The organism is Bacillus sp. XB1, assembly GCF_053557995.1.
This window is the reverse complement of sequence record NZ_JBNRIL010000002.1, coordinates 223,593-237,805: the sequence shown is the minus strand read 5'-3', so window position 1 is coordinate 237,805 and position 14,213 is coordinate 223,593. Positions and strand designations below refer to the sequence as shown.

Genomic DNA, 14,213 nt, shown 5'->3' with positions numbered 1-14,213 from the left:
TTTTATTCCCCCGTTTTCTTACGTACAAACAATCTATATTCTATCGGATTATGAAAACTTAATTTACTAGCTAGTTTTTGCGAAGGAATATTGTCTACATAACAATCCCAGCACGGTGTAATATCATTTTGCATGCAATGTTCAATGAACCGTGTTGCAACAGCTTGAGCTAATCCTTTCCCTTGATGCGCTTCATGTGTTGCGATATCTATTTCAGCATAACCATTCCCGCTAAATATTGAGACGCATTCAGCTACAATTATCCCATCTTGTTCTATACAAAATCCAAAACCACTATTCAAAAACGTTTCTTTTGATCCCCAATATTCTTTATAATACTTCTCTGTAAATTCACTGCTTCGTTCTATATCACTTTTATCAATACGCTTCACTGCATATGTATTTTTATTTGCATCTTGTGTTCGCTCTTCAAAGATTTCTCTTTGGAATTTCATTCGTGGCATATTCCGAAGTACATTACTAAAACGCCCTTCAATCATCATTTCCCACTCTTCACTTGAAGCGAATAGTGTAAATCTCTTCTCTGTTTTTTCAATAGCCATTTTTAAATACATCAATAAATCTTCATTATAATTTTGATCATCCGTATGACCAAATAAATAATAGATACCGTTAACTGTACGAATTAATCCTGCTGTTAACTTCTCGTTGGCAAAAACCTCACCATCTACCATTTGATCACATACCGCATAAGCAAATGTCGTCGTTCTTGTATTACTTTCCAAAATCGGAATGATTTTTCTATACTCGGCTACAGATAATTTTTTCATAATTGCTCCACTATAATCGTATCAGCCTCTATATGTTCAAAACAAAGATTTACCGTCCTCTTTAATGCTCTCGTTCTATGAATCGTACATGCTGGAATTAAAATAGAATCATTTGGCTTTAAAACCGCCGTTTCTCCATCTTCAAAATCAATAAGTAACTCTCCCTCTAGCACAATAAATAATTCATCCGAATTAGAATGATAGTGCCAATCATATTCACCAGTAAATACAGCGATGCGTAAGCAATGACTGTTTATGTTTGAAACGACGAAGTTTTTATGTTGATCTTGAATGTCTTTTGTTAATTCTATTAAGTTCACAGTTTCCATATTTCATCCCATCCTTCCATTAGTCGTTCTTCTGAAAAACCAACTTAGTCTCCACCACCTCCGCAATCTCCTCCGCCATCACTTGAGCTGCTACAATCGTTGCTACTGTAGTCACCGAATCCACTTGATGAGCTTGAATTGGATGAAGATTTTTTGCTTCTTTTTCTATCTTTTTTACTTTCATGACTAGGCCAAACCTTATCAAATAATATAAAGAATAAGATTCCTTCTACCATAACAAGCATAACGCCAAAAATACCTTCAATAACATTAGGGGTTATCCCCAAACATTTAACCATCCCACATAAAAACACACAAAAAATCACATACAAGAACATACAAATATATCGAAATACTTTTTCTATCATAAGGACTACTTTTTTTGAAAAAGGTATGTTCTGTTCCTGTTTTCTCTTCATATACTTTTGTCTCTTAACTTGCTTTTTCTTCCTCTTTTTGCTCCCCATTGAATCCCCTCTTTTTGTTATATAATTCTAAATTATCATAATAAAAATCGATTTACACCAATAAATAACAATTATTCACATGTTATTTCTCCATAAAAAAAGACCCTCCTCATAAAGGAAGGTCTCGAATGTATTTCTATTATGATAAAGCAGGAGCTTTTTCAAGAAGCTCTTTCGCATCGGCGTATTGTAAGCCGTGCGCTTCTGCAACTGCTTCGAATGTTACATAGCCATCTAATGTGTTAATACCTTTTAGTAATGCAGTGTTGCCTAAGCAAGCATCTTTGTAACCTTTGTTCGCAATTTGTACTGCATATGGTACTGTTACGTTTGTTAATGCAAGAGTTGACGTACGTGGAACTGCACCTGGCATATTAGCAACTGCATAATGAACAACGCCGTGTTTTTCGTAAGTTGGGTTGTCATGAGTTGTAATACGATCAGTTGTTTCGAAAATACCACCTTGGTCAATCGCGATATCTACAACGACAGAACCTGGTTCCATTGATTGAATCATTTCTTCAGTTACAAGTTTTGGCGCTTTTGCACCTGGAATTAATACTGCTCCAATAACAAGGTCAGATTCTTTAACAGCTTCTGCAATGTTGTATGGATTAGACATTAATGTTTTTACTTGGTTACCGAAAATATCATCTAATTGACGAAGACGTTCTGCACTTAAGTCAATGATTGTTACATCTGCACCTAAACCTACTGCAATCTTAGCTGCGTTTGTACCAGCTTGACCACCGCCGATGATTGTTACTTTGCCGCGTTTTACCCCTGGAACGCCTGCAAGTAAAATACCTTTACCACCTTTGTTTTTCTCAAGGAATTGTGCACCGATTTGTGCAGACATACGACCAGCTACTTCACTCATAGGTGCAAGTAATGGTAAAGAACGATTGTCTAATTGTACTGTTTCGTATGCGATTGATGCAACTTTGTTATCGATTAATGCTTTCGTTAATTCTGGCTCTGGAGCTAAGTGTAAGTATGTGAATAAAATTAAACCTTCACGGAAATAGCCGTATTCACTTGCTACTGGCTCTTTTACCTTCATAACCATATCTTGATTCCATGCTTCTTCAGCAGTTTCTACAAGTTTCGCACCAGCTTGTACGTATTCTTCATCCGTAAAGCCAGATCCTAAACCTGCTCCTTTTTGAACAAAAACTTCATGACCATTTTGTACTAAATGTACTGCTCCCGCTGGCGTCATTGCCACACGGTTTTCATTGTTTTTAATTTCTGTTGGAATACCGATACGCATGATTAGTTCCCCCTTGAGTTATGAAATGACCCCTAAATCATTTTTTAAAGCGCTTTCTACGCTCTTATATTTTAACATAATATCTCAATATTTGACAAAAAAATAACACGAGTTTTCCGATAGATTTAATTTTATATTAAAGGACAGTATTATCCGCACCTCTCAGCACAATGGATAAACTGTCCAATTATTCGAAACTTCATCTTATTTTATTCTATCGATGTCTATGAATAACATCCACTGCACCAGTAACTTCAATAATTGTACCGGTAATCATATCGGAATCGTCCTCACATAAAAACGAAATGGTTCTTGCAATATCTTCACCTGTTCCAGATCTACCAATCGGTGTGTTATGCTCTTTCAGCTGACGTGCTTCTTGAATAGTTGCCTCTTTCATCTCGCCTATAATATCACCAGGACATACCATGTTCGCAGTAATACCATACTCCGCTTCTTCATAAGCAACTGTTTTCGTTAATGAAACAAGTCCTACTTTCGCTGCGGCAAAAGCTGAACGATAAATCCATCCCGGTGCACTATCCGCCCCTTGAAATCCGTAATTAATAATACGGCCAAAGTTCTGTTTTCTCATGACCGGAACGACAAGTTTTAATAAATGAAATACCGCTGTTAAATTTCCCTGAATCATTTCATTCCATTCATCTTCTTCATAATCAACTAACTTTTTTCGTTCAAATACATATGGACCAGCATTATTAATTAAAAAGTCAATTTTGCCAAAACGGCTCATCGCTTCTTCTACTATTTTATGTAAATCTTCCTTTTTCGTGACATCCGCTTGCACGAATTGTAGACGCTCTTCCACATCTTTATATGTTTCTTTCATCGTTTCCATAGCCGTGGTATCGCTATGGTACGTTACTGTTACTGAATAGCCTTTAGCCAATAACTTTTCTGTTACTTGCTTTCCTAAACCTTTCGTACCGGCTGTAATGAGCGCATGTCTCACAAAACTGCCCCCTTTTAAATTGCTATACTTCATATGTAACAAGTTCTCGCTCCAATTACAACTAAAATGAATTGAAACAGAGTTTTCAAAATTCTGTAACGTTTCTGGCAAGCACGTTACCAAAATTTGTTTTATAATTAAGTTGTAAACAGTTATAAAACAGATTGGGAGGAATTTACTATGAATAATACATATACAAATATTTTAATCGCGGTGGATGGTTCTAAAGAAGCAGAAAAAGCCTTTAAAAAAGCAATTCAAGTCGCAAAGCGCAACAATGCAACATTAACAATTGCTCATATCGTTGATGTAAAAGCATACTCAGCAGTAGAAGCTTATAGCCTTGCAATTGCTGAACGGGCAAATCTATTTGCAGAAGACTTATTAGAAGACTACAAAAAAACTGCGCTTGAAGCTGGTCTTGAAAAAATTGAAACTGTATTAGAATTCGGTAATCCTAAATCAAAAATTTCAAAAGAAATCGCTCCAAATCATAAAGTAGATTTAATTATGTGTGGTGCGACTGGTTTAAATGCTGTTGAGCGTTTCCTAATTGGTAGCGTCTCTGAACATATTATTCGCTATGCGAAATGCGATGTCCTTGTTGTTCGTGGTGATGAGGAACAAGGTGAGCTTTAATTTATAGATAAAACACCAAGTCCACATAGGCTTGGTGTTTTTCATTTTATAAACTTCACTATAAACACAAGACATGCTACGACAACAACGGTAATTGCCAACACATAAGGCGGAAGAAACTTCAAAGACCATAACGCCATCATGATTGTCGCGATCGTTAAGTACGTTTGCCTTGCACCCTCTGTCATTTTTTTACGAAGTAAGAAAACGTACAAATAGCCAATTGGCGGCGTAATAAAGCAAAGAACATATATGATTTTTGATTTTAAATACCACTTTTGTTCTCCGAGTTTCTTTATATCTTCTTCTATTCTCTTATGCTCTTGCTCTCTCGCTTCTTCTACAAGCGGATTTTCCTCTTCTCCTCGCTTTTCTTTCATATAAGGAAGAAAGTGCATAAAAAAATAGTATGCAAATACGAACGCTCCAAATCCAATATTTAATCTTTCTAATGGAATATGTTCACTAAAAAAAGCAGCAGTAAGCACTAAAGACAAACAGTATGTCATCATCCAAAATGAATGTTTTCTCTTTTTCCGTTCCATTTCTTTTTCACCTTGTATATCTTTTCTTTTCGAAATCCATATAGAAATAAAGCAATCTACTACAAATAGAGCAAAAATAAATATCGCAACGTGTACTGTTTCTAAATCCTCAAATGAAAAGATATTTGGGAATGCAACGTGTAATACAATTAGCGTGTACAAAATTAACCCTATAAAATAAATACGTCTCATTTTTCATCCCTTTCTTATTTCCTAACATTACGTTAACATACATTTTTTAGAAATAGACGGACAAAATATATATGTGTAAAAAAGGAGGATGCAACATGGATGATTCTGAACGTATTATTTTAGATGTGAATGGGAAAGAACTCGAAATGCTAGATACGATTCGTACTCATTTTAAAGAGAAACATGGCGTTGAACTAAGTAACGGTGCATTACTTAGAGATTTGATGGATATTGAGTATATTCGAATTACGGAAGATCGACATAAGTATGATTAAAAGAAAAACGACTGCAGGCGAATGCCATCAGTCGTTTTCTTTCTTTATTTAAGCTCTTGATGCTTCCCGCCCATACCACCTTGCTCATTGCTATCTTGGTGTACAGTTAGTTTATTTGTTTTCGTATCTTTTAAAACTCTATATGTATATGATTCATTTGGTTCATCTTTAAACTGCACATTCATTCCATACGAATCCATTTTGCTATAAAAGGCCGGTTTTATATATAAAATATCACTTTCTTTATATCCTTTATCTTGCAAATGCCACATCGTTGCGATAATCGCTTCTTCTCGCTTTTCTTTTTCACCAACATACATATATTTGTCCAAAAGAAACACTTTAGCATTTGCAATTAAACTAATTACCAGTACAATGATAAACACTATTTTTTTCATAGACTTCCTCTAAATTGTTATTTTTTACTATATTGTAACTTAAATATTATTAAAAAACAAAGTACGCCAGACTTTACTAGACTGGCGTACTTCCCAACTCAATTCTTAATAAATTCTTTCGTTAACCCCTTCGCCTTCTCCAAAGCGTTTTTGATTTGTTCAAATCCTGTTCCACCCGAACTATTACGACGCTTTACAGCCGCATATGGTGAAAGAACTTCATACAAATCCTCTTCAAATAAAGAGCTCATTTCTTTATATGTTTCAAGCGAGACATCTAATAAATAAATTCCTTTTTGTGTGCAATATAGCACTAACTTCCCAACAATTTCATGAGCTTGACGGAATGGTAGTCCTTTGTTTGCTAAATAGTCGGCAATTTCTGTTGCGTTGGAGAAATCTTGCGTCACAGCTTGCCCCATTTTTTCTTTGTTTACAGTCATCGTTTCAAGCATGCCCGCCATAATATGAAGGCATCCTTCTACTGTTTTTACTGTATCAAACATTCCTTCTTTATCTTCTTGCAAGTCTTTATTGTAAGCGAGCGGTAATCCTTTCATTACTGTAAGTAAACTGAATAAATTACCGTATACTCTGCCTGTTTTACCACGGATTAGTTCCGCCATATCCGGATTTTTCTTTTGCGGCATAATGCTGCTTCCAGTTGCGTATTGATCACTCATTTCAATAAATTGAAACTCTTGGCTACTCCATAAAATAAGTTCTTCACAAAAGCGCGATAAGTGCATCATAAGCAGAGATGAGTTACTTAAAAACTCCAAGATGAAATCACGATCGCTTACTGCATCTAAACTATTTTCATATATTCCATTAAATCCAAGAAGCTCCGCACTATATTCTCGGTCAATCGGGAATGTCGTCCCAGCTAGCGCTCCTGCTCCTAATGGGGAGATATTAATACGCTTTAACGAATCTTCATAACGATTTACATCACGCTCTAACATCCAAAAGTAAGCGAGAATATGATGAGCAAATGAAATCGGCTGAGCACGTTGCAAATGCGTATAGCCAGGCATAATCGTTTCAATATTATTTTCTGCTTGATGAACAAGAACAGTTTGCAATTGTTTTGTAGCTTTTATAATATGTTCTACCTTTTCTTTTAAATACAAATGCATATCTGTCGCTACTTGATCATTACGACTTCGGCCAGTGTGAAGTTTTCCTCCTACTTCGCCAATTTGTTCAATTAACATTTTTTCGATGTTTAAATGAATATCCTCTGCTTCTACTAAAAATTGTAGCTTATTCTCTTTTGCTTCTTTCAATAAATATTGAAGACCTATCTTTATTTTCTCTGCTTCTTCTTTCGTAACGATGCCTTGCTTTGCTAGCATCGTTACGTGTGCAATACTCCCGTTTATATCTTGATTTACTAATTGTTGATCGAAAGAGATGGATGCTCCAAACTCTTCAACCCACGCTTCCGCTTCTTCAGTAAAACGTCCGCCCCAAAGTTTGCTCACGCTTCCACCTTCTTTTGATTCACTTGGCTGTATACTTTCGTCGGTAAACCAAATAATGAAATGAATCCAACTGCTGCATCATGATTAAATTCGTCCTGGGCAGTATATGTTGCTAATTTTTCATCGTATAAAGAGTATTCAGATTTACGTCCTTCTACAATCGCATGACCTTTAAATAATTTCACACGCACTGTACCTGTTACATTCTTTTGCGTTTCTTGTAAAAATGCATGAAGCGCTTGTTTTAAAGGTGAGAACCATAAACCGTTATAAATAAGTTCTGTTATTTTCTGTTCAATCACTGGTTTAAAATGCGCTACTTCTTTTACGTGTGTTAAATCTTCCAACTCTTTATGCGCAGTGATTAACGTCATTGCTGCTGGGCATTCGTATACTTCACGAGATTTAATACCGACAAGACGATTTTCTACGTGATCAATACGTCCAACGCCGTGTTTTCCAGCAAGCGCATTTAACGTTTTAATTAATTCTGCAAGTGAATATGCAGTGCCATTTAAAGTAGTCGGTACGCCCGCTTCAAATCCGATTTCTACAAACTCTGGTTTATTCGGTGTATCTTCTAACGCTAATGTCATCTCATATGCATCTTCTGGCGGCGCTGCCCATGGATCTTCTAAAATTCCACATTCGTTGCTGCGTCCCCATAAGTTTTGATCGATTGAAAACGGGCTATCTAAATTAATCGGAATTGGTACATCGTTTTCTTTTGCATATGCAATTTCTTCTTCACGTGACCATTTCCATTCACGTACAGGCGCAATCACTTCTAAGTAAGGATTTAATGCTTGGATAGAAACTTCAAAACGAACTTGGTCATTTCCTTTTCCTGTACATCCGTGTGCAACTGCAGTTGCGCCTTCTTGTTCTGCGATTTCTACTAATTTCTTCGCAATAAGCGGACGAGATAATGCAGAGACAAGAGGGTATTTTCCTTCGTATAATGTGTGTGCTTGCATCGCCATCAATGCATATTCGTTTGCAAATTCTTCTTGAACGTCAATCATATATGATTTAATTGCACCTACTGAAAGTGCCTTTTCCTTTACAAATGCTAAGTCTTTACCTTCCCCTAAGTCTAAACAAAGCGCGATAATATCATAATTCTTCTCTTGTAACCATTTAATTGCAACGGAAGTATCAAGACCTCCGGAATATGCTAATACAACTTTTTTCTTCTCCATTTTGCATCCCCCTAAAGAATAAATATTCATTTTCTTTTATAATAATTCACACTTTAACACCTTTCACAAAATGTATCAAGAGTCATTTTCAAATTTTTTCAAACAATTTCGTCGAACTTCTTTCTGTTTTTCTGTACAATATAAGCAGGAAAACGGGGGTGAACTTATGGAAAAGTATTTCTTATACGATGAACATCTAGGAATTGAAATTCCACATTTACAAGAAGACTGGGAAGAAATCCCCGAAAAAATGCAACATGCTATTTTACTAAAATGGGAACAAGTTCGCGGGAAAATTCCTGATCGTATAAAAGAACTTGAGCACTATATTAATAAAAAACAACATTATTTAAATAACGAAGAAGACTTCGAAGTTTCTTGTAAACTAAATTCAGAAATTGCCGATCTTGCTTCCATCATTAATGACCTTTGGCTTTGGTATCGACTCACTCAAAATGTATCTGAGGGGAAAGCACACCAATGAAAAAAGCATGCCCCTCAATTACTTTGGGTCATGCTTTTTTTGTCGTAACATGATTTACAATATATCTCTTGTGCTGTTTTTGCCAAACACACATCAAAAGGGCCAACTAATATACTTCTTTCTTTCGGCAACTTTACAAAAGCAACAAGCTCTTCTTCATATTGAATTTTTTTCTGACATGAAATACATATTAATTCTTTTCTTTTGAACATTTCTTTTAGCATACCTTCACTCTCCCCTTCATCTATCTATATTAATATACTCTCATAATAGTTAAGACTTGTAAAAAAATGACACATTCCGAATCGAATGATTCATATACTATGTACAAAAGGAGGTCTACAGCTTATGCGTGCTTTCGTTATTATCGCTTTAACTTTTTTAAGTGTGATTAGTTGGGATGCGTTTTTCAAAGATAAAAGTGATGAAAAGAATACAACGGAATAAAACCTTTTTTTCTTACTTATTGGACAAACCGTTACAAACTGTCCAATCCTCCGAAATAACTTAGGCTTTTCTACAAAAATATTTAAACATAACATTTTTTGTAGATTCCCTCCGTTTATTGTCGGTTTCCATCCGCATACATTTTTTAAAAGTATGATATAATAGTATAAATCTTGAAGGAAGGGATTTTGATATCATGATCGCTCGAAGGAGCATGTGGCATCGTATTGACGAATCATACACGTAGCGTATTTTTCAGCTCAGATACTTTAGTCTAGCGAAAAAAATACGAGAGTGGGGAAATTATGATTGCCCGAAGGATAATTTGGCAAAAAAAAGACTCTTCTTACACATAGCGTTTTGTTTAGGGCTTAATTGTTACTAACTAAACAAAACAAAGAAGAGCAGGATTGCTAAATGAAGAATCCTACTCCACGTTTTGTTTAGTCGTTTTAAGACTTAAACTAAAACGAAGGTAGGGAGAATTGATGGACGAGAGGATTATTCGTTATTTCTTCAGCGACATATAGCGTAGTTAGTTTTTTCGTAAACTAACTGAAAGCTACATGTGAGCTCGTAGTTAGTTTACAACACAAAAAGGACTACTAACTACGGAAAGAAGGAATAACGATGAGGAACATCCAAAGTCGGCAAATTATTAAAGAAATTTTTATGGTTTTAATCGGTTCATTTATTTTAGCAGCAGCGCTATATCACATTCACTTCCAAAACCACTTAACAGAAGGTGGCTTTGTAGGAATTGCACTATTCATTCAAAACTTTTATGATATTTCACCATCTATTTCAACTGTATTAATGGATATCCCAATTATTTTACTGTGTGCTTCATTTTTAGGTAGAAAAATGGTTGGCTATTCATTCCTAGGTTCAATTTCATTCGGAGTATTTTATTCCTTTATGGAAAATTATTCTCCATTTACGGTAGATTTATCAAATAACTTATTTATAGCTGCAGTAGTTGGCGGTGCGTTAGCTGGTATTGGACTCGGTTTTATATTGCGATTTGGCGGTGCAACCGGTGGAGACGATATTTTAACAATTGTATTAAGTAAACGAACTCGTTTTACAATTGGGCAAATTTTCTTCGTCTTTGACGCGATTGTTCTTGCGCTTTCATTATATTATTTAAATTGGACAGAAATTGCTTTTACTATTCTTTCGATTGCCGTACAGGCAAAAACATTGGATTTAATTTATTATCCAAAAACAGAAAAAACAGCAGAAAAGCAGCCAGTATCTGTTCCAATGTCTAAAAAACATGCAACAAATTAAAAAAGCGAAAGGCTTCGGCCTCTCGCTTTTTTTATGCTCTTTTTTCTTTCTCGACTATATGGCGCACTTGATAAAATCTATTTGCAAATTCAGTAACGTTTCTTGTTAAACGATAATTCACTGTAGATCCAATTGCCATTCCAATTACCGGTATACCTTGGAATAATTTACGACGAAGAGCATAAATCGAAAATGTCTTCAAAATTTGTTTTAACACAACCTCAGTAGAAGCTGTTTGTAGCACTGCTTCGTCTCCTTCGTAGAAGAACGAATCTTCTTGCTCCAGCTCTTGCAATAAATTGTACCATGCGTATTGCTGAAGTCTTCCTGGTAGTAATGACGCATGAAACACCTTTAACGCAAGCATCATTTCATACGGCTTGTTCACATCATGTCCAAATGATGTTGCAATAAGTTGAACTGCCTTCACATTTAATGCGATCATAACCGGAAAATCCGCCGTTAATAATAATAAACCTCCAGCACCTGTTGCCCCGCCTTGTACAAATGAATATAGACGATGACGTGCTGTTTGCTGCTCTGCTATGTATGTTAATTGATCAATAGATAATGCTTTCAAATCTTCAAGCTGTTCAATCGATTCATCAAATAATCTTGATGTTCCTAAAATCCGATTACGTGCATCTAACTGTGCTTGTGAACTTTGAATAAATGCATGCAAATGAAAGAGCCATCCATCTGCTTTCGTGAAGAATTCTTTTCGCTTTTTCTCAGGTAATTTCGCAACTGTAGTATGTAACCATTTATCAAACACTTTTTGAAAATCGGTCGCTTCTTGCTCAACTAATTGCGCTTCCCATTCTTTTATATTGTCTAAAATGGCTTGTTCTCGCTTCGATCGCATCGTAACAACCACCTCGTTCGATTTTTTTCTATTGTAACATATTTCTGCTTATTCTTTGCAAATATGCTTGTCTATCTTTATTCACATACCATTTTTGAATGGCATAAAATATTAACAAAAAGGATGAGATAAATCACATGAATCTATCCGATATAAAAAAAGAATATAATGCGGTATTCAGCTTAGGACAAAACTGCTGGCCTGCTTGGGCATTATATCAATTAGAATTATCACCATTTTTTGGCGTTATTGATTTTATGCTAAGCCCCTCATTAGAAAAAGTGAATGTATTATTACAAAATCGATTTGACCGCTTTTTAAATTTCGAAAATTTATCCTTCATCTCATTTTGGGATGATGATGCAAAATTAAGATTAAGGGACAACCTTTATGAAATTGACTCCTGTCATGACTTTAAAACAGATGTAAACACACCAACTTCTTGGCCTTCTTATACAGAAATTAAGTTAAATTATGAACATCGTATTAATCGTTTTCTAGCTACAATCGAAACGGCAGAATCCATATTATTTATTCGAACTGGAGGAACATATGAAGAAGCATGTTCCCTAGAAAAAATTTTATCTCAAATCGTTACACATACATTCTCTGTCCTGTTACTAATTCCTGCCGATATACCAACTATCACCCAAGAAGATTGGGGATTACAACGTGTTTGCGTTATGAAATGTCCTATTATGGATGTATACCAATACAATGAAGCATTTTGGAAAGACTTATTTGATGGAATTACGATTAGACCACATTCTTAAATACATGACACCTTTACTACAAAACATATTATAATCTTCCTTATACAAAAAAATAAGGAGTGATTGTATATGTATCCACGTGCAAAGGCTTTTGGCATTGCTATACATCACGGGCGTCTTCTCGTACAAGAATATCATTCAGCCGATGAAACATTTTACCGACCTCTTGGTGGTTCAATTGAACTTGGTGAACAATCAGCACATACCGTTATTCGTGAATTTAGGGAAGAGCTTCATACAGAAGTGGAAATCACCAATTATTTAGGTTGTTTAGAAAATGTCTTTCATCTAGATGGAGACATTGGTCATGAAATTATTCAACTATATTCTTTGCGTTTATTAGACACGTCACTATATGAAATGAAAATATTAAATATACAAGATGAGGAAACAGTAGCATATGCGAAATGGATTCCTATTACGGCATTCATTCAGAAAGAAAAAATATTATATCCGGATGGAGTTTTAAAATACATCCAAAAGAAAAAAGACGAAATCCTATAGGATCTCGTCTTTTTTTTCATATATTAACCAATATCTCCAAGACGTAGTACGTCACGAGCAATCATAACTTCTTCGTCAGTTGGAATTACGATAATTTTTACTGGAGAGTGTGGGAAGCTGATGAATGCTTCTTCACCGAATACGTTATTACGTTTTGCATCGAAGTATACGCCCATGTACTCAAGGCCTTCTAATACGCGCTCACGAATAATCGCACTGTTTTCACCTACACCAGCTGTGAAGATGATTGCGTCTACACCTTTCATACGAGCAGTGTAAGAACCGATGTATTTGTGGATACGGCTTACGAATACATCAAGTGCTACTTTCGCACGGTGGTCGCCTTCTTCTTCTTTCGCAATGATGTCACGTAGGTCACTAGAGTAACCAGTAAGACCTAACATACCACTCTTCTTGTTTAATACGTTAACTACTTCTTCTACTGTTTGGCCTGTTTTTTCCATGATGTATGGAATTAACGCAGGGTCAAGGTTACCAGAACGTGTACCCATTGTTACACCAGCAAGTGGAGTGAAGCCCATAGAAGTATCAATAGATTTACCGCCTTCTACTGCTGCGATACTTGCACCGTTACCTAAGTGACAAGAAAGTAAGCTTAAGCTTTCAATTGGACGACCTAATAATTCAGCCGCACGCTCAGTTACATATTTATGAGAAGTTCCGTGGAAACCGTATTTACGGATGCCGAATTTTTCATAGTACTCATATGGTAAGCTGTATAGGAATGCAGATTCCGGCATTGTTTGGTGGAATGCTGTATCGAATACTGCTACTGCTGGTACGTTTGGTAATACTTCTTGGAATGCTTTAATACCAACAACGTTTGCTGGGTTATGAAGTGGTGCTAAATCGCTTAATTCTTCGATATCAGCTAATACTTCATCAGTAATTAAAACAGAGTCAGCAAATTTTTCGCCGCCGTGAACAACACGGTGACCGATACCGCCAATCTCATCTAGAGATTTAACGATTCCGTTTTCAGTTAACTTTTTAAGAAGCATATTAACTGCTACTGCGTGATCTGGAATGTTTGTAATTTCTTTTTGTTTTTCGCCATCTACAGTAATAGTGAAGATACTATCTTCTAAACCGATACGTTCTACTAAACCTTTTGTTAATACTGTTTCACTTGGCATTTCAAATAATTGGAATTTTAAGGAAGAGCTTCCTGCGTTAATCGCGATGATTTTTGACATCTAGTCTTTCGCCCCTTTTTCTCTTGGTAGTTGTGTGGATGTTTCCACAAACCGCTCGA

The 14,213-nt window shown here is 35.7% G+C and carries 18 protein-coding genes; 6 read left to right on the top strand and 12 right to left on the bottom strand.

The window, feature by feature from the left end; genetic code table 11:
• Positions 1-2: 2 nt before the first annotated feature.
• From ACK1U5_RS16515 to ACK1U5_RS16495, 5 genes are all read right to left on the bottom strand, one after another.
• Complete coding sequence (locus ACK1U5_RS16515; protein WP_070756988.1) at positions 3-791, bottom strand: GNAT family N-acetyltransferase; 789 nt, start codon at positions 789-791, stop codon at positions 3-5.
• On the bottom strand, positions 788-1,120 hold the full coding sequence (locus ACK1U5_RS16510; protein ID WP_000450931.1) for a cupin domain-containing protein: 333 nt from the start codon (positions 1,118-1,120) through the stop codon (positions 788-790). Before ACK1U5_RS16510 ends, ACK1U5_RS16515 begins: the two co-directional genes overlap by 4 nt.
• Before the next feature lie 44 nt (positions 1,121-1,164).
• The gene (locus ACK1U5_RS16505; RefSeq protein ID WP_000534947.1) at positions 1,165-1,587 is read right to left on the bottom strand and encodes a hypothetical protein; all 423 of its coding nucleotides are present in this window, start codon (positions 1,585-1,587) and stop codon (positions 1,165-1,167) included.
• Between the two features lie 139 nt (positions 1,588-1,726).
• Positions 1,727-2,860 (bottom strand): alanine dehydrogenase, encoded by a 1,134-nt coding sequence (gene ald, locus ACK1U5_RS16500; protein WP_001219402.1) that lies wholly within the window; start codon positions 2,858-2,860, stop codon positions 1,727-1,729.
• 214 nt (positions 2,861-3,074) lie between these two features.
• Entirely contained in the window at positions 3,075-3,866 is a 792-nt protein-coding gene (locus tag ACK1U5_RS16495; RefSeq protein WP_002062486.1) for an SDR family oxidoreductase, read from the bottom strand.
• A gap of 147 nt (positions 3,867-4,013) precedes the next feature.
• On the opposite strand from ACK1U5_RS16495, the gene ACK1U5_RS16490 reads away from it, so the two are divergent.
• Complete coding sequence (locus tag ACK1U5_RS16490) at positions 4,014-4,472, top strand: universal stress protein (RefSeq protein WP_113710598.1); 459 nt, start codon at positions 4,014-4,016, stop codon at positions 4,470-4,472.
• 41 nt (positions 4,473-4,513) lie between these two features.
• On the opposite strand, the gene ACK1U5_RS16485 is transcribed toward ACK1U5_RS16490, so the two are convergent.
• Positions 4,514-5,209, bottom strand: a complete 696-nt coding sequence (locus tag ACK1U5_RS16485) for a hypothetical protein (RefSeq protein ID WP_061138922.1) — start codon at positions 5,207-5,209, stop codon at positions 4,514-4,516.
• 95 nt (positions 5,210-5,304) lie between these two features.
• On the opposite strand from ACK1U5_RS16485, the gene ACK1U5_RS16480 reads away from it, so the two are divergent.
• The gene (locus ACK1U5_RS16480) at positions 5,305-5,484 is read left to right on the top strand and encodes a hypothetical protein (RefSeq protein WP_000342765.1); all 180 of its coding nucleotides are present in this window, start codon (positions 5,305-5,307) and stop codon (positions 5,482-5,484) included.
• Positions 5,485-5,528: 44 nt separating this feature from the next.
• Here the strand turns inward: ACK1U5_RS16480 and ACK1U5_RS16475 are convergent, their stop codons facing one another.
• The 3 genes from ACK1U5_RS16475 to ACK1U5_RS16465 form a co-directional block, all read right to left on the bottom strand.
• On the bottom strand, positions 5,529-5,882 hold the full coding sequence (locus ACK1U5_RS16475) for a DUF3139 domain-containing protein (RefSeq protein ID WP_000724675.1): 354 nt from the start codon (positions 5,880-5,882) through the stop codon (positions 5,529-5,531).
• Between the two features lie 98 nt (positions 5,883-5,980).
• Positions 5,981-7,369: an argininosuccinate lyase gene (argH, locus tag ACK1U5_RS16470; protein WP_000041281.1), complete on the bottom strand. Its 1,389-nt coding sequence runs from the start codon at positions 7,367-7,369 to the stop codon at positions 5,981-5,983.
• Positions 7,366-8,571 carry an argininosuccinate synthase gene (locus ACK1U5_RS16465; RefSeq protein ID WP_000412315.1) on the bottom strand — a complete coding sequence of 402 codons (1,206 nt, stop codon included), beginning with the start codon at positions 8,569-8,571 and terminating at the stop codon, positions 7,366-7,368. The genes argH and ACK1U5_RS16465 overlap by 4 nt, the downstream gene beginning before the upstream one ends.
• A gap of 166 nt (positions 8,572-8,737) precedes the next feature.
• On the opposite strand from ACK1U5_RS16465, the gene ACK1U5_RS16460 reads away from it, so the two are divergent.
• Entirely contained in the window at positions 8,738-9,055 is a 318-nt protein-coding gene (locus ACK1U5_RS16460; RefSeq protein ID WP_000417216.1) for a hypothetical protein, read from the top strand.
• Positions 9,056-9,069: 14 nt separating this feature from the next.
• Here ACK1U5_RS16460 and ACK1U5_RS16455 read toward each other — a convergent pair whose 3' ends face one another.
• Positions 9,070-9,279 (bottom strand): hypothetical protein, encoded by a 210-nt coding sequence (locus tag ACK1U5_RS16455; protein WP_000910674.1) that lies wholly within the window; start codon positions 9,277-9,279, stop codon positions 9,070-9,072.
• 853 nt (positions 9,280-10,132) lie between these two features.
• Between ACK1U5_RS16455 and ACK1U5_RS16450 the strand changes: the two genes are divergently transcribed.
• Positions 10,133-10,795, top strand: coding sequence for a YitT family protein (locus ACK1U5_RS16450; protein WP_001244515.1), 663 nt, complete (start codon positions 10,133-10,135; stop codon positions 10,793-10,795).
• A 31-nt stretch (positions 10,796-10,826) separates the two neighbouring features.
• Here ACK1U5_RS16450 and ACK1U5_RS16445 read toward each other — a convergent pair whose 3' ends face one another.
• Positions 10,827-11,660, bottom strand: a complete 834-nt coding sequence (locus ACK1U5_RS16445; protein WP_001256853.1) for an EcsC family protein — start codon at positions 11,658-11,660, stop codon at positions 10,827-10,829.
• Between the two features lie 137 nt (positions 11,661-11,797).
• On the opposite strand from ACK1U5_RS16445, the gene ACK1U5_RS16440 reads away from it, so the two are divergent.
• Positions 11,798-12,433, top strand: a complete 636-nt coding sequence (locus tag ACK1U5_RS16440; protein ID WP_016110791.1) for a DUF1796 family putative cysteine peptidase — start codon at positions 11,798-11,800, stop codon at positions 12,431-12,433.
• Positions 12,434-12,502: 69 nt separating this feature from the next.
• Entirely contained in the window at positions 12,503-12,937 is a 435-nt protein-coding gene (locus tag ACK1U5_RS16435) for an NUDIX hydrolase (protein WP_000283468.1), read from the top strand.
• Positions 12,938-12,960: 23 nt separating this feature from the next.
• Here the strand turns inward: ACK1U5_RS16435 and ackA are convergent, their stop codons facing one another.
• Entirely contained in the window at positions 12,961-14,154 is a 1,194-nt protein-coding gene (gene ackA / locus ACK1U5_RS16430) for an acetate kinase (protein ID WP_000034575.1), read from the bottom strand.
• Positions 14,155-14,213: the final 59 nt, after the last annotated feature.